17 protein-coding genes are annotated in these 17,591 nt (G+C 57.5%); 7 read left to right on the top strand and 10 right to left on the bottom strand.

What is annotated here, in order from left to right; genetic code table 11:
• Positions 1-67 precede the first annotated feature (67 nt).
• From cysN to CFBP5473_RS11530, 3 genes are read right to left on the bottom strand one after another with little or no spacing between them, the layout of a single operon-like run.
• Complete coding sequence (gene cysN / locus CFBP5473_RS11540) at positions 68-1,543, bottom strand: sulfate adenylyltransferase subunit CysN (protein WP_027675662.1); 1,476 nt, start codon at positions 1,541-1,543, stop codon at positions 68-70.
• Positions 1,543-2,496, bottom strand: a complete 954-nt coding sequence (gene cysD, locus CFBP5473_RS11535) for a sulfate adenylyltransferase subunit CysD (protein WP_027675661.1) — start codon at positions 2,494-2,496, stop codon at positions 1,543-1,545. The genes cysN and cysD overlap by 1 nt, the downstream gene beginning before the upstream one ends.
• 31 nt (positions 2,497-2,527) lie before the next feature.
• Positions 2,528-3,298: a phosphoadenylyl-sulfate reductase gene (locus tag CFBP5473_RS11530; protein ID WP_027675660.1), complete on the bottom strand. Its 771-nt coding sequence runs from the start codon at positions 3,296-3,298 to the stop codon at positions 2,528-2,530.
• A 516-nt stretch (positions 3,299-3,814) separates the two neighbouring features.
• Here CFBP5473_RS11530 and CFBP5473_RS11525 point away from each other — a divergent pair.
• From CFBP5473_RS11525 to CFBP5473_RS11510, 4 genes are all read left to right on the top strand, one after another.
• Positions 3,815-4,840 carry a sulfate ABC transporter substrate-binding protein gene (locus CFBP5473_RS11525; RefSeq protein ID WP_027675659.1) on the top strand — a complete coding sequence of 342 codons (1,026 nt, stop codon included), beginning with the start codon at positions 3,815-3,817 and terminating at the stop codon, positions 4,838-4,840.
• A 139-nt stretch (positions 4,841-4,979) separates the two neighbouring features.
• Complete coding sequence (cysT, locus tag CFBP5473_RS11520) at positions 4,980-5,837, top strand: sulfate ABC transporter permease subunit CysT (RefSeq protein ID WP_027675658.1); 858 nt, start codon at positions 4,980-4,982, stop codon at positions 5,835-5,837.
• A complete protein-coding gene (gene cysW / locus CFBP5473_RS11515; RefSeq protein ID WP_027675657.1) occupies positions 5,830-6,702 on the top strand; it encodes a sulfate ABC transporter permease subunit CysW in 873 nt (290 codons plus the stop codon). Before cysT ends, cysW begins: the two co-directional genes overlap by 8 nt.
• 11 nt (positions 6,703-6,713) lie before the next feature.
• On the top strand, positions 6,714-7,751 hold the full coding sequence (locus CFBP5473_RS11510; RefSeq protein ID WP_027675656.1) for a sulfate/molybdate ABC transporter ATP-binding protein: 1,038 nt from the start codon (positions 6,714-6,716) through the stop codon (positions 7,749-7,751).
• A gap of 499 nt (positions 7,752-8,250) precedes the next feature.
• On the opposite strand, the gene CFBP5473_RS11505 is transcribed toward CFBP5473_RS11510, so the two are convergent.
• The 5 genes from CFBP5473_RS11505 to CFBP5473_RS11485 form a co-directional block, all read right to left on the bottom strand.
• Positions 8,251-8,616, bottom strand: coding sequence for an HVO_A0114 family putative DNA-binding protein (locus CFBP5473_RS11505; RefSeq protein ID WP_027675655.1), 366 nt, complete (start codon positions 8,614-8,616; stop codon positions 8,251-8,253).
• Positions 8,613-8,894 (bottom strand): toxin-antitoxin system TumE family protein, encoded by a 282-nt coding sequence (locus tag CFBP5473_RS11500; protein WP_027675654.1) that lies wholly within the window; start codon positions 8,892-8,894, stop codon positions 8,613-8,615. Before CFBP5473_RS11500 ends, CFBP5473_RS11505 begins: the two co-directional genes overlap by 4 nt.
• A gap of 61 nt (positions 8,895-8,955) precedes the next feature.
• Entirely contained in the window at positions 8,956-9,957 is a 1,002-nt protein-coding gene (locus CFBP5473_RS11495) for an NAD(P)H-quinone oxidoreductase (protein ID WP_027675653.1), read from the bottom strand.
• Positions 9,958-10,296: 339 nt separating this feature from the next.
• Positions 10,297-12,099: a GGDEF domain-containing protein gene (locus tag CFBP5473_RS11490; RefSeq protein ID WP_027675652.1), complete on the bottom strand. Its 1,803-nt coding sequence runs from the start codon at positions 12,097-12,099 to the stop codon at positions 10,297-10,299.
• A 213-nt stretch (positions 12,100-12,312) separates the two neighbouring features.
• Positions 12,313-12,543, bottom strand: a complete 231-nt coding sequence (locus CFBP5473_RS11485; protein ID WP_027675651.1) for a ribbon-helix-helix domain-containing protein — start codon at positions 12,541-12,543, stop codon at positions 12,313-12,315.
• Between the two features lie 425 nt (positions 12,544-12,968).
• On the opposite strand from CFBP5473_RS11485, the gene betI reads away from it, so the two are divergent.
• The 3 genes from betI (at position 12,969) to betA (ending at position 16,991) form a co-directional block, all read left to right on the top strand.
• The gene (gene betI, locus CFBP5473_RS11480) at positions 12,969-13,580 is read left to right on the top strand and encodes a transcriptional regulator BetI (protein WP_027675650.1); all 612 of its coding nucleotides are present in this window, start codon (positions 12,969-12,971) and stop codon (positions 13,578-13,580) included.
• A gap of 17 nt (positions 13,581-13,597) precedes the next feature.
• Complete coding sequence (gene betB, locus CFBP5473_RS11475; protein WP_027675649.1) at positions 13,598-15,061, top strand: betaine-aldehyde dehydrogenase; 1,464 nt, start codon at positions 13,598-13,600, stop codon at positions 15,059-15,061.
• A 277-nt stretch (positions 15,062-15,338) separates the two neighbouring features.
• On the top strand, positions 15,339-16,991 hold the full coding sequence (gene betA, locus CFBP5473_RS11470) for a choline dehydrogenase (protein ID WP_027675648.1): 1,653 nt from the start codon (positions 15,339-15,341) through the stop codon (positions 16,989-16,991).
• Between the two features lie 3 nt (positions 16,992-16,994).
• On the opposite strand, the gene CFBP5473_RS11465 is transcribed toward betA, so the two are convergent.
• Both CFBP5473_RS11465 and CFBP5473_RS11460 read right to left on the bottom strand, forming a co-directional pair.
• Complete coding sequence (locus CFBP5473_RS11465; protein ID WP_027675647.1) at positions 16,995-17,294, bottom strand: type II toxin-antitoxin system RelE/ParE family toxin; 300 nt, start codon at positions 17,292-17,294, stop codon at positions 16,995-16,997.
• The gene (locus CFBP5473_RS11460) at positions 17,291-17,566 is read right to left on the bottom strand and encodes a YlcI/YnfO family protein (RefSeq protein WP_027675646.1); all 276 of its coding nucleotides are present in this window, start codon (positions 17,564-17,566) and stop codon (positions 17,291-17,293) included. The genes CFBP5473_RS11465 and CFBP5473_RS11460 overlap by 4 nt, the downstream gene beginning before the upstream one ends.
• Positions 17,567-17,591: the final 25 nt, after the last annotated feature.

Raw genomic sequence — 17,591 nt, 5'->3', positions numbered from 1 at the left:
CGTTCCGCTGCACCATCTTACCGCTGTCGGATCAAAAAAGGCGCCGATTTGTTCGGCGCCTTTTCGGTTAGTCCAGGTCTTCCAATATTCTGGAAGCGGTTGCCGCGCTGGTGCGCCGGAGTTCGATTTCGTCGCGGCGGCTGGAGAGGAGTTCGCTGGCGAGCAGCGCTTCGGCCATATCCGCCGGTAGTGAAAGGATGACGCGTTCGCCCTCGGAAATCTTGCCCGTATCGCTGCGCTTGCTGAGAATCATCCCACCCGCGACCGTGTTGTTGGTGTCGGGGTCGATCAGGATGAAGGAGCCGGTGGAGCGGTTTTGCTCATAAGGGTCGAAGATCGCGGTTTCATCGAAAGCCAGACGTACCTTGCCGATGGCATTCATCTGAAGCGTTTCGGCGTGCGGCTGCCACTGGCCGTTCTTCAGGTCCAGCTGGGTTACAGGCTGAACGCTGACGCGCTGGCGGCGGCTGCCGCTTTTTAGCCAGTAGCGCTTGTTCGGCTCGATGCCGCCCGGCTGCAGCGCCACGATCTGCGCATCGAAGGCAAGGCCGGTCTGAGGCTGCGAATCTATGGAGACGATCATGTCGCCGCGCGAAACGTCGACCTGGCGATCCAGCACCAGCGTCACGGCATCGCCCGCAACGGCTGCATTGCGCACCAGATCGAAGGTCACGATCTGCTTCACATTGGCGACCATGCCGGAGGGAAGAATGACGACCGAGTCGCCCGGCTTCACCGCACCACCGGCAACCGTACCCTGATAGCCACGGAAGCTTTCGCCCGGACGCGAAACGCGCTGCACGGGCAGGCGGAAGCCGCCAGTCTGGGTGGAGCGAACGGTGGCCAGTTCCAGCGTTTCGGCCAGCGTCGGACCCTCATACCACGGCATCGAAGCCTTCGCCGAAAGAACGACATTCTCGCCCTTCAGCGCCGACATGGGGATGGAGGTGATCTGCTTGATGCCGAGCGACAGCGCAAATTCCTTGAATTCATGCGCGATCAGCTCGAAACCGGCCTTGTCATAATTGGTCAGGTCGATCTTGTTGACGGCCAGCACAAACTGACGGATGCCCATCAGTGCCGCAATGGTGGCGTGGCGGCGGGTCTGTTCCAGAATGCCGGTGCGGGCATCCACCAGCAGCACGGCGAGATCGGCGGTTGAAGCGCCGGTTGCCATGTTGCGGGTATATTGTTCATGGCCGGGCGTGTCGGCAACGATGAAGGCGCGCTTGTCTGTGGCGAAATAACGATAGGCAACATCGATGGTGATGCCCTGTTCGCGCTCCGCCTGAAGACCATCCAGCAGCAGCGCGAAATCGGGCAGGCCAAGATCGTTCTGCTTGCCGCTATCCCGCTTCAACGTCGCGGCCTGATCTTCCTTCACCGCCTTGGTGTCCCAAAGCAGACGGCCGATCAGGGTGGACTTGCCGTCATCGACGCTGCCGCAGGTGATGAGGCGAAGCGGACGCGTGTCCTTGACTGATTTCGCAGGCTCGACAAATGGCAGAATGGTCGCGGATTGCGCCGTAGAGTTCTGTGTCATCAGAAATAGCCCTCGCGCTTTTTCTTTTCCATGGAGCCGGACTGGTCGCGGTCAATCGCGCGACCTTGGCGTTCGGAGACGGTGGCAATCTCGAGCTCGGAAATCACTTCGTCCAGCGTCGTCGCTTCGGAGCGGATGGCACCCGTGAGCGGGAAGCAGCCCAGCGTGCGGAAGCGGATCGAATCATACTTGATCTCTTCGCCCGGCTGCAGCTCCAGACGCTCGTCTTCGGCAAGGATCATCATGCCGTCACGCTCGATATAGGGGCGTTCCGCAGCATAATAGAGTGGCACGAGCGGAATGTTTTCCGCCTGAATGTAACGCCAGATATCGACCTCGGTCCAGTTGGAGAGCGGGAAGGCGCGAACGCTTTCTCCCTGACGGACCATGCCATTATAGATGTTCCACAGTTCCGGGCGCTGGTTGCGCGGGTCCCATTTGTGGTCAGGCGTGCGGAAGGAATAGATGCGCTCCTTGGCGCGGCTGGCCTCCTCGTCACGGCGCGCGCCACCGAATGCGGCGTCGAACTTGCCGGCATCGAGAGCCTGACGAAGCGCTTCCGTCTTCATAATGTCGGTGTAGAGCGCCGAACCATGGGTGAATGGCGTTACATTCTCAGAGGCACCGCGAGGATTGGTGTAGGAGATGAGATCGAGATCATATTCCTTGACGATATTATCGCGGAATTCGATCATCTCCTTGAACTTCCAGCCGGTGTTGACGTGCAGAAGCGGGAAGGGGATGCGGCCCGGAAAAAACGCCTTGCGCGCAAGGTGCAGCAGCACGGACGAATCCTTGCCGATGGAATAGAGCATCACCGGTCGGTCGAACTCGGCTGCAACTTCGCGGAAAATATGGATGGCTTCGTTTTCGAGGGCTTTCAGATGAGGATCGAGCGGCTGCTTGGGGCTGCTTACGCTGTTGCCTTCCGTTTCCGGAACTGCATTGGACATTTTAAACTCCGGGCAATGTACTGAATGAGAATTAGTTCTGTGGGGCGGTGGGTATGGCTGAGCTTTGCGCTGCTTCGGCAACATGCAGGCCGCATTCGCGCTTCTCGTCATTTTCCCACCACCATCGACCGGCGCGCTCAGGCTCGCCGGGCTTGATGGCGCGGGTACACGGCTCGCAGCCGATGGAGGGATACCCACGCGCATGAAGTGGATTGACGGGAATGTTTTCCGCCAAAACATGGGCCTTGATCGTATCGATATCCCAGTCTGCCAGCGGGTTGATCTTGATGAGATTGCGATCCGCATCGAACTCCGCAAACGGCGTCGTGGCGCGGTTGCCGGACTGGCCACGACGCAGGCCGGTGATCCAGAAACCGGCACCCTCCAGCGCCTTGGCCAGCGGAATCAACTTGCGGACATGGCAGCAGGCATGGCGGGCCTCGACGCTCTCATAAAAGCCGTTCAGGCCGTATTTCTCCGCGTAGGCGTCGATATCGTCCTTCTGCGGATAAAAGCGGGTGATGGTGAGATCATAGCGATCTTCCGTCTCGTCAATCAGGCGGAGCGTTTCGGGAAACAGGCGACCGGTTTCGAGTGTCGCGACTTCGATCGGCAGACGATGCGTGCCGATGGCTGCCGTAATCACCTGATCCTCGATGCCGAGGCTGGTGGTAAACACGGCGCGGGCACCGAGACCCGCAACCAGCGCCAGCCTTTCGGCAAGGCTCAATGCTTTCAAGGCATCATCCAGAGAGGCGACATCGTGGCTGGAAACGGTATGCGAAGGCGTATTGATCGTCATTTCTCGATTTCCGAAACTTTACTGTCCCGATAATCCCAGAAACGCGCAACAGATGACAGGAATGGCTATTCTTCTACATCGCGGTGATGAGCAAATATCTCTCTTCTGGCGACCTTACGCGCAAAAGACTCCCAGTAAGGGCAAATTGATACACTTAGCCGCCGCGACCTTAAGAGCATGTGGTTCGAAATTGCAAGAGGTAAGATTATATTTTCTGTAATTTTTATAGATTTCTCTTCTCAGCCTTGGCGCGGCGTGAGTGGCAAGTGAGTGAAACGCTATTCTCTTCAAGCGAATTTTATGTGCGTAACGAAGAAAAATATGCGAAAAACGAGAACAGTTTTTGCGTTCGAAAGAAAAATGGTGCGCAACTTGTTGCGTATTTCCGGGGCCAGACGGTGCTTTTGTTATCGTCGGAGTAAGCCGAGGGGAAACACTTTTGCGATTGCGATTGCACCAATTGATTAGTTTTTCGCAACGGTTAGTTTGAGGCTCAACGCATCCAGGAGGGTAGTGATGTCGAAATTTCTTTCCAGCCTCAGCGCAGTTGCGCTCAGCCTGTCTGTAACTTTGGGTGCTGTGGGAACGGCCTCTGCGGAAACAAAGCTTCTTAATGTTTCTTATGATCCGACCCGTGAACTCTACAAGGATTTCAACGAAGCCTTTGCCAAGAAGTGGAAGGCCGATACGGGCGAAGATGTCGCAATCCAGCAGTCGCATGGCGGCTCCGGCAAGCAGGCACGCTCGGTTATCGATGGTCTCGAGGCCGATGTGGTAACGCTCGCGCTGCAGAGCGATATCGATGCCATCGTCCAGAACGGCGGCAAGATCAACAAGGACTGGCGCACGCGCCTTCCGCACAATTCTTCTCCCTATACATCCACCATCGTCTTCCTCGTTCGCAAGGGCAACCCGAAGGGCATCCATAACTGGGGTGATCTCGTAAAGGGCGATATCCAGATTGTAACGCCGAACCCGAAGACTTCCGGTGGCGCACGCTGGAATTATCTGGCGGCATGGGCTTGGGCGAACGAAGAGTTCAAGGGCGATCAGGATAAGATCAAGGCCTATGTCGGTGAACTCTACAAGCGCGCTCCGGTGCTGGATACAGGCGCACGCGGCTCCACCGTCACCTTCGCACAGCGCCAGATCGGTGATGTTCTGCTCGCCTGGGAAAACGAAGCCTATCTCGCCGGTCAGGAATTCGGTGCTGACGCTTTCGATATCGTCGTTCCGCCGATTTCCATTCTCGCAGAACCGCCTGTTGCCGTGGTTGACGCCAATGTCGATGCCAAGGGCACGCGCAAGGTCGCAGAAGCCTATCTCCAGTACCTCTACTCGGATGAAGGCCAGAACATTGCGGCCAAGCACTTCTACCGCCCGTCCAACCCGTCCGTCGTTTCCAAGGATTTGCTGAAGCAGCTTCCGGATATCAAGCTCGTCACCATCGATGATCCGATCTTCGGTGGCTGGGCAAAGGCGCAGCCGGAACATTTCGGTGACGGCGGCATCTTCGACCAGATTTACAAGCCCGCAAAGTAAGCGGATGATGCGAACAGTCCGGACGAGCCGCTTCTGCGGCTCGAACCGGAACGGGAGTAGAGATCGACCGGCTGAAAGGCCGGTCGATGGTGCATAAGAGGGTGGCTGACGATGACACCCGTTTTTACCCGGAGCCTTGATGAGCAGTACCCCATCGCAAAGCGGATGGAAGTGGCGTCAGTCCAGCGTCTTGCCAGGATTTGGCCTGACGCTCGGTTACACGATAACCTATCTCTTTCTCATTATTCTCATTCCCCTCGGTGGCCTCATCTGGTCCACGGCAAAGCTGGGTTTTGCGGATTTCTTCGCCATTGCCACCGATAGCAGAACGCTGAATGCATTGCGCATCAGCTTCGGCACCGCCTTCATCGCCGCGATGGTCAACGCCTTCTTCGGCGTCATTATCGCCTGGGTGCTGGTGCGCTACCGCTTTCCGGGCCGCCGCTTTGTCGATGCCATCGTGGACCTGCCTTTCGCGCTGCCGACAGCCGTTGCCGGTATCGCGCTGACGACACTTTATTCGAACCGCGGCTGGATCGGCTCGCTGTTCGAACCGCTCGGCATAAAGATCGCGTTTACGCCGACGGGTATCGTCATCGCGCTCATCTTCATCGGCCTGCCATTCGTGGTGCGCACGGTGCAGCCCGTGATGGAAGAGATCGACCGTCAGGTGGAAGAGGTAGCGGCAACGCTCGGCGCCAACCGTTTCCAGACCATCACCCGCATTCTGCTGCCGGGCCTCACGCCTGCCATCCTCACCGGCTTCGCGCTGGCCTTTGCGCGTGGTGTGGGGGAATATGGCTCCGTTATCTTCATCGCCGGTAACATCCCCTATGTCTCGGAAATCGCACCGCTTTTGATCGTCATCCGGCTGGAGGAGTTCAACTATGCGGGCGCAACCGGCATCGCTACGATCATGCTGATCATTTCCTTCGCCATGCTTTTCATCATCAATCTCATTCAGGCCTGGAGCCGCAAGAGGTACGGTTATGCCTGATAATGCGCGCACCCTTCCAACCAGACCGTTCCGTGATCCGGCGAGTGAATCGCTACCGGCAAAGCTTGGCCTCTTCTTCGTCGCCTTCCTGTTTCTGGCGCTGTTTCTCGTGCTGCCGCTTGTTTCGGTCTTCTTCGAGGCCTTCCGCAAGGGCGCCGACGCCTTCTGGGAAGCCATCGTCGAGCCCGACGCCCTCTCGGCCATCCGCCTGACTCTGCTGGTCGCGGCCATCTCGGTGCCGCTCAACCTCATCTTCGGCGTTGCTGCCGCCTGGGCCATCGCCAAGTTCGAGTTCAAGGGCAAGGCGTTTCTGATCACGCTGATCGACCTGCCGTTTTCCATCTCACCGGTCATTTCCGGTCTGGTCTATGTCATTCTGTTTTCCTCGCACAGCGTGCTGGGGCCGTTCCTCAAAAGCTACGGCATCGAAATCCTCTTCGCCGTGCCGGGCATTGTGCTGGCCACCATTTTCGTGACCTTCCCCTTCGTCGCGCGTGAGTTGATCCCGCTGATGCAGGATCAGGGAACGGGAGACGAGGAGGCGGCGATTTCGCTCGGCGCATCCGGCTGGCAGACCTTCTGGTACGTCACGCTGCCCAACATCAAATGGGGACTGCTCTACGGCGTACTTCTGTGTAACGCCCGCGCCATGGGTGAATTTGGTGCCGTGTCCGTGGTCTCGGGCCATATCCGCGGCGAAACCAACACCATGCCGCTGCATGTCGAAATTCTTTACAACGAGTACAATATCGGTGCCGCTTTCGCCGTTGCCACGCTTCTGGCTGGCCTCGCGCTCGTTACCCTTGTTCTTAAAACCATTCTCGAACTACGCTTTGGCGCGGGCAACGCTGCCGGCAAGCATTGAAGGGCATATTTATGGAAGTGAAAGTTTCCGGCATCACCAAGCAGTTCGATCGCTTCCCGGCGCTGAACGACGTATCGCTCGATATCCGCTCCGGGGAATTGATTGCGCTGCTCGGCCCATCCGGCTCCGGCAAGACGACGCTTCTGCGCCTCATCGCGGGCTTGGAGCAGCCCACGCAGGGCCAGATTTTCTTCGGTGATGAAGATGCCTCGCACCGCACGGTGCAGGAGCGCAATGTCGGCTTCGTGTTCCAGCACTACGCGCTGTTTCGCCATATGACGGTTGCGGAAAATATCGCCTTCGGCCTCAAGGTCCGCCCATCTTCCAAGCGCCCGCCAAAGGCCGAAATCCGCAAGCGCGTGTCCGAACTTCTGGACATGGTGCATCTCTCGGGTCTCGAAAAGCGCTATCCCAACCAGCTCTCCGGCGGTCAGCGCCAGCGCGTGGCGCTTGCCCGCGCGGTCGCCATCGAACCGCGCGTCCTGCTTCTGGATGAGCCTTTCGGTGCGCTGGATGCCAAGGTCCGCAAGGAACTGCGCCGCTGGCTACGCGAATTCCACGACCGCACCGGCCACACCACCGTCTTCGTGACGCATGATCAGGAAGAAGCGCTGGAACTCGCCGACCGCGTGGTGGTCATGAGCCAAGGCAAGATCGAGCAGGTCGGCACGGCTGACGATGTCTACGACACGCCGAACTCCCCCTTCGTCTTCTCCTTCATCGGCGAATCCTCCAACCTCCCGGTCACGATCAAGGACGGCCACGTGCTGTTCCAAGGCGAAAGCATCGGCATCAGCGAGAGCGAAGCAGGCGAAAGCGACCTGTTCTTCCGCCCGGAAGACGTGGCACTGACAACCGAGCGTGACGCCCTCTACGGCAAAGTAACCACCTGCCGCCGCCTCGCAGGCACCCGGATTGCTGAAATCGATATCGCCAATAACGGCCATGAGCCGTACCACCTCGAAATCGAGGTGCCGCTGGATGCCACAGTGGCGGTGGGCAACGATGTGCGTTTCCGCCCGACGCGGTGGAAGGTTTTTCGGAAGTAGTGCGTCTATAGTGGTCAGCTATTGGTGACGATGCAGCCGCGCGTAGCGATGTACCACGGCGTCCTGCTAAAAGGCTCGCATCTCCTCCACCGTCATGCCGGACCTGATCCGGCATTCAGTTCGGCGCGTCTGCGCCGAGGAAGAGTCTTCAGCGATCAAAGACTTGATCGCGCTGGATCCCGCATCAAGTGCGGGATGACGGAGTAAAAAGAACGGCTGGCGCACACCATTATCGTTGAATAAACCCTGTCCCAGAAACGGAAAAGGGCCGCTTGCGCGACCCTTCCATGAGTTTGGCCATTGTCTCAGACCCGAAACGCTTTGCAACGTTTCAAAGGGAAGGCGGATCAGGCCGAGGGCTGCCTCGTCAAAATCAAATCCTTTCCATTGCCTGCTACGAAGACCGAAATCTCACTAGACATTGGATCACCTTCCTTTCTCTACGTTGAACATAAGAGAAAGGTAATACGATTCGCAGGGATTGCAAGGGGTGTCGAATTCAAGCGGCTTTTTCAGCCGTCACATCGAACTCGAAATGGATCTGATCGTAAGGAAATTCCACGCCGTTTTCGTGCCGGTCAATGATACCCGAATTTATCAGCGTCGTGATATCCCGATGCACCGCCTGAACATCCCGTCCAACGCGACGCGCCACTTCGCGGATGGAAAGTGCTCCTTGCCCTACAAGGGTTCTAACGATTGCCAACCTTAGCGGCGCAAGAATGCGGTGGAGGTCATCGTAACTCGAAAACTCGATCGAAGGCTTGGCGTCTATTGCCTTTCCCGACATGGCGAGTTGTCCTGCTTTCGCAAAACGGGCCTTCATGTCGTCCATCGTGCTGAGCCGCACTGTCAATGTCGTCATATCAGGATCCTTTCCATATCGGTTTGAAACGCCTCGAAAAGCTCTTCCAAGCCCAAAAACACGATGGGTTGTTCTTGTCCATCAATATGGCGATGGTCGCCCTTGCCACGCTCGTTATCGTATCGAAGCACGCATTCACCGTTGATCACCAAGGCCAGCCGATACTTGAACGGATGTTCACTACCCGGAACAGGCTCCGGCAAATGCCACAGCACAACCTCGAAGAAAGCCGTTTCGCTGATAACTTTGCGCATTTTCTCGATAAGAACGGCTCTCATGTTGTCATCATTGACAACATCTGCATCTGTTGTCAATGAAAACAACAGATGCCGTACGGGTTCAGCCAACCCGCATCACGATCTTTCCAATATGCCCACTGCTTTCCATCAACCTGTGACCTTCGGCAACCTGCGCGAAATCAATCACATCATGGATCACAGGCGCGAGTTTCCCAGTCTCCAGCAAGGGCCAGACCTGCTCCACCAGCTCATCGCGGATTGCGCGTTTTTCGTCTGCTGTGCGCGGGCGCATGGTGGAGCCGGTGACGGTGAGGCGTTTGACCATGATGGGGCGCAGATCGACCTTTTCCGCAATCGTACCGCCGAGGAAGGCGATGATGGAGAGGCAGCCGTCTTTGGCGAGCGAGGCGATGTTCTTTTCGAAATAGGATGCGCCGATCATGTCGAGGATGACGTCTACGCCCTTGCCGCCAGTCTCTTCCTTGATGACGGCGGCGAAATCTTCCTCGCGATAATTGATCGCCCGCTTTGCGCCGAGTTTTTCGCAGGCATCGCATTTTTCCTTCGAGCCCGCAGTCGTGTAGACCTCCGCGCCGAATGCCTTGGCAAGCTGGATGGCCGTCGTGCCGATGCCGCTGCTGCCGCCATGGATCAGCACGCTCTCGCCTTCGGTCAGGCCTGCCATCTGGAACAGATTGGCCCATACGGTGAAGAAGGTTTCCGGCAGAGCCGCGGCTTTCACCGCATCATATCCCCTGGGGAACGGCAGGGCCTGCCCGGCAGGCACCACGCAATATTCCGCGTAGCCGCCACCATTTGCCAGCGCACAGACGTGATCGCCAATCTTGTAGTCGCTGACACCTTCGCCAAGCGCCACGACCTCTCCGGCAATTTCCAGGCCCAGCACAGGGCTTGCGTCTTTTGGCGCAGGATAATTGCCCTGACGCTGCGCCACATCAGGCCGGTTGATGCCCGCCGCCTCTACCTTCACCAGAATTTCCCCGGCCTTGGGCGAGGGCAGGGAACCGTTCGAAAACGTCATGACCTCGGGCCCGCCGAAGCTTGGCAGATCAACGAAACGCATGGTGGATGGCAAAGTCATAAGGGGCCTCCTCGAAGCTTATCAATGACCTGAACTTAGGTCAGCCGGACGGCTTATGAAAGGAGGCGTATTGCCGCTGTGGATGATAATTGGATGGATTTCTGTGACTTCAGGTGCCGTCACCCCGGCCCCGAGCCGGGGTCCAGTGCGATCAAGTCTTTGATCGCAGAGGACTCTTTTGCCTTGCAAACGCAAGGCTGCTGGATACCGGGTCAAGCCCGGTATGACGGAGGTGGTGTGTCTGCGCGGCGAAAGAGTCTTTTCATCCCAAAGACTTGGCTGACTGGATTCCTGTGACTGATCCCCGGATCAAGTCCGAGGACAGGAATGAGGGAGGCATTACTTCGTCTCGCCATAGCTCCGAATAACCAGTCCGGAATCGCTTTCCTTGGCGGCCTTTTTGATACTGGCGATTTCTGCTCCGATCTTTTCGGGGCTCCCGATGATCAATTCTTTCGGCAACTGCAACACGCCGATAGAGCAGCGCAGCAGTGCGAAATCACGCTCGACGCCAAAGCGATCATGCCCTTTGATCTGGCCCGCCGCGCGGTCCTCATCGGAGTAAAGCGCAACCACATCATCGTGAAAATCACTGAGCAGACGTTCCAGAATTTCGGTCAGTTCTTCCTTCGTCCAGTCGCGCACGCCGATGAAGAAATCGTCGCCGCCGATATGGCCGAGGAAACAGCCCCCGGCGAAGAAGTAGCGCCGCATCAGCGCGGAAAACAGGCCGATGGCGTGGTCGCCGACGTGGAAGCCGTATTTGTCGTTGAACGGCTTGAAGTTATCGAAATCGCAGTAGCAGAAGAAGCGGTTGTCATCATTGTCGCCGCAGGCATCCTCGATGAAGCCGCTGATGGCGCGGTTGCCAGGAAGGGCGGTGAGGGGGTTCTGCTCCTGCGCCAGCTTCAGCTGCTTCTCGTTGATGACCTTGATGAGCGAAGCGGCGGAAACCACGCCTACATAACGCATATTCTCTGTCAAAATAACGCAGGCGCTGCCACCCATATTGGCGAAAATATTCATCAGCTGATCGGCATCGGCATCGAGACCGACGATGGGCGCGCCATCCACGAAGTGAGAAATCGTGCGCTCATAGACCTTGTTCTTCAGCAAATCGCGCCCGAACGGCTGATAGATATATTCCTTCAGATGATATTCGTTGATGACGCCGCGCGGCTCGCCATTGGCATTGAGAACCGGGAAGAAAGCCTGTGCCGGGTTGCGGCGGAAGAGTTCGAAAACGCTGTCGATACTGTCATTTTCAAACACGGTCGGCAGGCGCTCGATCTGTCGGCGGATGAGGATTTCGTCCAGCGTCTGGCTGCTGCGGCGCGTTTCGCCCAAGTGCTGAAGGTGCGGAAAAGCCGTCTGCAATTCGGTGACGAACGTAGTGGGGCGGGAGATGAACCAGCCCTGCACCAGATCGACGCCATGCTCACGGCACGCCAGAAACTCCGCTTCCGTCTCAATGCCCTCGGCAATCACCCGCACGCCAAGTACGTGCGCGATGTTGACGATGTTCTTCACCATGTGGCGCTTGCGCGGGTTGCTATCGACACCCTCGATGAAATAGCGGTCGATTTTCAGATAATCGACCGGAAAGTCGCAGAGCAGCTTCATCTCGCCATGGCCGACGCCGAAATCGTCGATGGCGAGCTTAAAGCCTTCGCGTCGCATGCGGCTGATCAGCGTCGAGAATTCCGGCACGCTGGTATTATCGAACCGCTCGGAAAGCTCGAAGCAGATGGAGGAAGGTGGAATCTCGGCCTTTGCCAAATGCGCCAGCAGCGTATCCAGAATGGCATCGCCGTGGCGGATGAGGCGGACATCGAGGTTCAGAAACAGCGTCGCCGAGGAAAATTCCGGCAGGGTGGAAAACTTGGCCAAAGCCCGGCCCGCCAGCATCTGCTCCAAAGCAACCAGCTGTCCGTCCGCTTCGACATGATCGAGAAGCTCAAGTGGATTGGAAAAGCCGATCCGGTCATAGCCGCGCATCAGCGACTCGTAACCGAACACGGTTCCGGTCGTCGCTTCCACGATGGGCTGAAAGGCAGATTCCAGAACGAGCTTCGCCATGGAAATCATCTGACCGCTGGCAAACCGTCTTATGGCTTCATGATCGATAGCCGTAGACAACATGAATATATCTCCACCGTATGAAGACCTGTAACCTGCCTTAGAGCGTTTCCATTTAACAAGGAAACGCTCTAGAACGCGGCGGATGCGGGTACTTTTTGATGGACATTGACGGAAAGTTCTCAACGAAAACTTTCCGCTATGTGACGGTTTGATGAAAGTTTTATGTCTTATATTTCAGTCATTTAAAATGCAGTGGAGTTTGGAAATCCATTGTCAACCATGGCGGCGTCTGGAGTGGGCGGCGTAGAGATCCGCAACGTTCAAATGCTCTTCGGCAGCCTCTGGCGATACAGGCGAGGATGCGTTTTCCTGCTCCACGGAGGCGACCCATAGTCTGAGCGCGGCGCGCACAACTTCGCTACCGGAAGCGTAGGAGCCACCGGCAACAGCCTCGCGCATTTTCGTGGCCTGTTCCGGGGAAATGGAGACGGTAACCATCGGCATCGTGTTTCCTCCTATTCGAATGGCCCGCCACGGGATCATCCCTTGGCAAACACCATTTTTGGCCTTGTTTTTCGTTCAGCCGCGGCCAACCGGATGAACTTAAGTGATTATTATTTTAGCACAAACGCGTTATGCGACCGAGAAACGTAAACCTCCGCCGTTGGTTCCGGCGTAAACGTTCGTTTTCTCAAATAGGAAGAGCGGGAAAAGAAATGCTGGTCAGACCCAGGCTTTAAGAAGCGGTTGCGGGTCATCAATTCGACTTACGCCCTTCCACTGCAAGTGCCCGAACATTAGCAGCAATCCCCCATAAGCGCAAAGTATTAGAAGAGCTCGATATGGCGCGGGGCACACATTTGCGTGTCGCATTTTTTATTGATTGATCAATCAATCAAGAATAAAAGAGCGCGTAAAGGAGATTGCTCATGCCCAAAGTTGGAATGGAGCCGCTGCGGCGCAAGGCGCTGGTGGATGCTGCCCTCCGCACCATAGGCCATCATGGTTCTCTGAATGTAACGATGTCGGATATCGCGCGCGAGGCGGGCGTTTCTGCAGCGCTTGCGCATCACTATTTCGGCAGCAAGCAGCAGCTTTTGCTGGAAACCATTCGCAGCCTGCTGCGTGATTTGCGGCGCGACGCCATTGCCGCCTTGACCCGCGCTTCCGGCCCGCGTGAGCGGCTCAGCGCCATCGTGCGTGTCTCTTTCCAGAGCGATCAGTTCACCCAGGAAACGGTTGCCGCATGGCTGGCCTTTTACGTGGAGGCGCAGCGTTCGGAAGAAACGCGAAGACTGCTCGTAGTCTATACCAAGCGCCTTCGCTCCAACATCATGGACAGCCTTAACCGCCTCTGCCCGCCTGATGACGCGGCGCGGATTGCGGAAGGGGCGGCGGCCATGATCGACGGTCTCTATATTCGCCACAGCCTGCAAGCCGCGCCGCTTGGCCTGTCCGCAGCGCCCGCGCTGGTCGAGGATTATTTCGACACACAGCTGAAACAGTTTTCGGACAACAAGCCGTCCATCCGCATTCTTTGAGGATCAATATAATGACGTTGAAAGCCCAGCCCAAAGCCTCGCATTTCATCGATGGCGAGTATGTCGAAGACACCAACGGCACTGTCATCGAGAGCATCTATCCCGCTACCGGCGAAGTCATCGCCCGGCTGCATGCCGCGACACCTGCCATCGTGGAACGTGCCGTGGCCTCTGCCAAGCGCGCCCAGAAAGAATGGGCGGCGATGAGCCCGACGGCACGCGGGCGCATTCTGCGCCGTGCGGCGGATATCATGCGCGAGCGCAACCGCGAGCTTTCCGAACTGGAAACGCTGGATACCGGCAAGCCCATTCAGGAAACCATCGTCGCCGACCCGACCTCCGGTGCCGACAGCTTCGAGTTCTTCGGCGGCATCGCGCCGTCTGCGCTGAATGGCGATTACATTCCGCTGGGTGGTGATTTTGCCTATACCAAGCGCGTGCCGCTCGGCGTCTGCGTCGGCATTGGTGCGTGGAACTACCCGCAGCAGATCGCCTGCTGGAAGGCGGCTCCAGCACTCGTGGCGGGCAATGCCATGGTCTTCAAACCATCGGAAAACACGCCGCTCGGCGCGCTGAAGATTGCCGAAATTTTGATCGAAGCCGGTTTGCCCAAGGGCCTGTTCAACGTCATTCAGGGCGACCGCGATACCGGCCCGCTGCTGGTCAACCACAAAGATGTCGCCAAGGTGTCGCTCACCGGCTCCGTGCCGACAGGCCGCAAGGTCGCCGCTGCCGCTGCCGGGCACCTGAAGCACGTAACGATGGAACTCGGCGGCAAGTCGCCGCTGATCGTCTTTGATGATGCCGATATTGAAAGCGCCGTTGGCGGGGCCATGCTCGGCAACTTCTATTCCTCCGGTCAGGTCTGCTCGAATGGTACCCGCGTTTTCGTGCAGCGCGGCGCAAAGCAGCGGTTCCTCGACAGTCTGAAGAGCCGCACCGAGGCCATGGTGTTGGGCGATCCGATGGATGAAGCCACCCAGATCGGCCCGCTGGTGTCCAAGGCGCAGCAGGAAAAAGTGCTGGCCTATATGGAAAAGGGCAAGGCCGAAGGCGCAACGCTTCTCACCGGCGGCGGCATTCCCAATAATGTCTCCGGCGAAGGCTTTTACGTACAGCCCGCCGTCTTTGCCGATGTGACTGATGAGATGACCATCGCCCGCGAAGAAATATTCGGCCCCGTCATGTGCGTGCTGGATTTCGATACCGAGGAAGAGGTCATCACCCGCGCCAACGCCACCGAATTCGGCCTCGCAGGCGGCGTCTTCACGGCAGATATCTCCCGTGCGCATCGTGTGGTGGATCATTTGGAAGCGGGTACGTTGTGGATCAATACGTATAATCTCTGCCCGGTTGAGATGCCGTTCGGTGGTTCGAAGCAGTCTGGCTTTGGGCGGGAGAATTCGGCTGCCGCGCTCAATCATTACAGTGAGTTGAAGACGGTTTATGTCGCAACGGGGAAGGTTGAGGCGCCGTATTGAGGCGGCGCTCCCCTGCTAAGGGAGTATCCGGCCAGTCGGCTCATCCTCGCCCTTCGAGGCCCGTTACACGGGCACCTCAGGATGAGGATGAGAGGAGCCGCCGCGTTTGAGGTGTCGAGTTAATACGGCCCCATCCCTAAGCCCAGCTTCAAGAAAGTGGGTCGCAGCTTCGCTTCAGGCACCTGATTTTTAACGCAATGTTCTCTCCACCTCATCCTGAGGTGCCCGTGTAACGGGCCTCGAAGGGCGAGGTGGCCACAACCAAGAGATAACCAGAATGCAACAGGCAGATTTCGTCATAGTCGGTTCAGGCTCCGCTGGCTCAGCCATGGCCTATCGCCTGTCGGAGGACGGCAGATATTCCGTTATCGTCATTGAGGCGGGCGGTTCGGATTTTGGGCCGTTCATCCAGATGCCAGCCGCTCTCGCATGGCCGATGAGCATGAAGCGCTACAATTGGGGTTATCTCTCGGAGCCGGAGCCGAACCTCAACAACCGCCGCATCACCGCGCCGCGCGGCAAGGTCATCGGCGGCTCGTCCTCCATCAATGGCCTCGTCTATGTTCGTGGCCATGCGGAGGATTTCAACCGGTGGGAAGAGTTGGGTGCTCAAGGGTGGTCATATGCGGACGTGCTGCCCTACTTCAAGCGCATGGAACACAGCCATGGCGGCGAGGAAGGCTGGCGCGGGACGGATGGGCCGCTGCATGTACAGCGTGGACCGGTGAAAAATCCGCTGTTCCACGCCTTCATTCAGGCAGGCCAGCAGGCCGGTTTCGAGATGACGGAAGATTACAACGGTTCCAAGCAGGAAGGCTTCGGGCTGATGGAGCAGACCATCCACAATGGTCGCCGCTGGTCTGCCGCCAATGCCTATCTGCGCCCGGCGCTGAAGCGCGGCAATGTTACGCTCGTCCATGGCTTCGCGCGCAAGATCGTGATCGAGAACGGTCGTGCAACGGGTGTCGAGATCGAGCGCAACGGTGGCGTGGAAACGATCAAGGCGAACCGCGAAGTCATCGTCTCCGCATCCTCTTTCAACTCCCCGAAATTGCTCATGCTTTCAGGCATCGGCCCGGCGCAGCATCTGGCAGAGATGGGTATCGAAGTGAAAGCGGATCGCCCCGGCGTCGGTGCCAATCTTCAGGACCATATGGAGTTCTATTTCCAGCAGGTCTCCACCAAGCCGGTTTCGCTCTATTCATGGCTGCCATGGTTCTGGCAGGGCGTGGCCGGCGCACAATGGCTTATGACCAAGGGCGGGCTCGGTGCCTCCAACCAATTCGAAGCCTGCGCCTTCCTGCGCTCAAGCCCCGGTCTCAAGCAGCCGGATATCCAGTTCCATTTCCTGCCCGTCGCCATTTCCTATGACGGCAAGGCGGCGGCGAAAAGCCACGGTTTTCAGGTGCATGTCGGCTATAACCTGTCGAAATCGCGTGGCAATGTCACGCTGCGCTCGTCTGATCCGAAGGATGATCCGGTCATCCAGTTCAACTATATGAGCCACGCCGAAGACTGGGAAAAATTCCGCCACTGCGTGCGACTGACGCGAGATATATTCGCCCAGAAGGCGTTCGATGAGTTTCGCGGACCCGAAATCCAGCCGGGCGAAAACGTACAGTCGGATGCCGAGATTGACGCCTTCCTGCGCGAACATCTGGAAAGCGCCTACCACCCCTGCGGCACCTGCCGCATGGGCGCGAAAGATGATCCACTTGCCGTGGTCGATCCCGAATGCCGCGTCATCGGCGTCGATGGCCTGCGCGTAGCAGACAGCTCCATCTTCCCGCACGTCACCTACGGCAACCTCAACGGCCCCTCGATCATGACCGGCGAAAAAGCCGCCGACCATATTTTGGGACGCCAGCCGCTGCCGCGCTCCAATCAGGAGCCTTGGGTCAATCCGCACGCTGCATTGAGCGATCGGTAGGGGTCAGTGATAGTCGTCTTCGCGTTGGTGGCGGATCGCGAGTATAGTGATCCGTTCCGAGGATTCGATTTCGAACAGAACCACATATCCTGCTGAGCCGAAGGGAATAATGAGTTCACGCAAAAAAGGATTGTCGGAATCTGCTTTACGGCAACTCATCGGAAAATCGCTAAGAGCGCGGATTCCCTTTTCGATGGCAGTGTATGCACGCTTCGCAGCGTACTTATCGTAATCCAGAAGATATCTGTACAGGCGCGTAATATCGTCGCGCGCTTTTTCGGCAAGAAATATTTGATACGTCACTGTTTGTTATCTTCAGCAAGTTTTGCATCTAACATGGCTTTGAGTTCGCCAAGAACTTCATCTGCGGTGTAATAAATCCCGGTCCGCTTTGCGTCTTCTCTTGCCGCCAACCCACGCGCAATAAACTCCGCTTGCGATTTGCGGATTTCCACCTGCTTGCGGACCGCCCCTTCGATAAAGCTGGAAAGCGTCTCACCTTCTCGCAGAACACTTTCAGCCTTGTCGCGAAATTCCGGCTCGACGCGGAGCGAAGGCAAGCTGGCGGTTTTTATGTGTTTGCTCATGGGTTCGTCTCCT

This window comes from Agrobacterium larrymoorei (assembly GCF_005145045.1).
Classification (GTDB): Bacteria; Pseudomonadota; Alphaproteobacteria; order Rhizobiales; family Rhizobiaceae; genus Agrobacterium; species Agrobacterium larrymoorei.
Note: the sequence above shows the minus strand (reverse complement) of the source record. Positions and strands in the feature narration are given on the sequence as shown.

Excerpts from the sequence above, each read along its gene's own strand:
- betA (WP_027675648.1), top strand. The coding sequence starts at position 15,339 with ATGCAACAGGCAGATTTCGTCATAGTCGGTTCAGGCTCCGCTGGCTCA.
- CFBP5473_RS11510 (WP_027675656.1), top strand. The coding sequence starts at position 6,714 with ATGGAAGTGAAAGTTTCCGGCATCACCAAGCAGTTCGATCGCTTCCCG.
- CFBP5473_RS11485 (WP_027675651.1), bottom strand. The coding sequence starts at position 12,543 with ATGCCGATGGTTACCGTCTCCATTTCCCCGGAACAGGCCACGAAAATG.
- cysW (WP_027675657.1), top strand. The coding sequence starts at position 5,830 with ATGCCTGATAATGCGCGCACCCTTCCAACCAGACCGTTCCGTGATCCG.
- CFBP5473_RS11500 (WP_027675654.1), bottom strand. The coding sequence starts at position 8,894 with ATGAGAGCCGTTCTTATCGAGAAAATGCGCAAAGTTATCAGCGAAACG.
- cysT (WP_027675658.1), top strand. The coding sequence starts at position 4,980 with ATGAGCAGTACCCCATCGCAAAGCGGATGGAAGTGGCGTCAGTCCAGC.
- betI (WP_027675650.1), top strand. The coding sequence starts at position 12,969 with ATGCCCAAAGTTGGAATGGAGCCGCTGCGGCGCAAGGCGCTGGTGGAT.
- CFBP5473_RS11530 (WP_027675660.1), bottom strand. The coding sequence starts at position 3,298 with ATGACGATCAATACGCCTTCGCATACCGTTTCCAGCCACGATGTCGCC.
- cysN (WP_027675662.1), bottom strand. The coding sequence starts at position 1,543 with ATGACACAGAACTCTACGGCGCAATCCGCGACCATTCTGCCATTTGTC.
- cysD (WP_027675661.1), bottom strand. The coding sequence starts at position 2,496 with ATGTCCAATGCAGTTCCGGAAACGGAAGGCAACAGCGTAAGCAGCCCC.
- CFBP5473_RS11495 (WP_027675653.1), bottom strand. The coding sequence starts at position 9,957 with ATGACTTTGCCATCCACCATGCGTTTCGTTGATCTGCCAAGCTTCGGC.
- CFBP5473_RS11525 (WP_027675659.1), top strand. The coding sequence starts at position 3,815 with ATGTCGAAATTTCTTTCCAGCCTCAGCGCAGTTGCGCTCAGCCTGTCT.
- CFBP5473_RS11490 (WP_027675652.1), bottom strand. The coding sequence starts at position 12,099 with ATGTTGTCTACGGCTATCGATCATGAAGCCATAAGACGGTTTGCCAGC.
- CFBP5473_RS11505 (WP_027675655.1), bottom strand. The coding sequence starts at position 8,616 with ATGACGACATTGACAGTGCGGCTCAGCACGATGGACGACATGAAGGCC.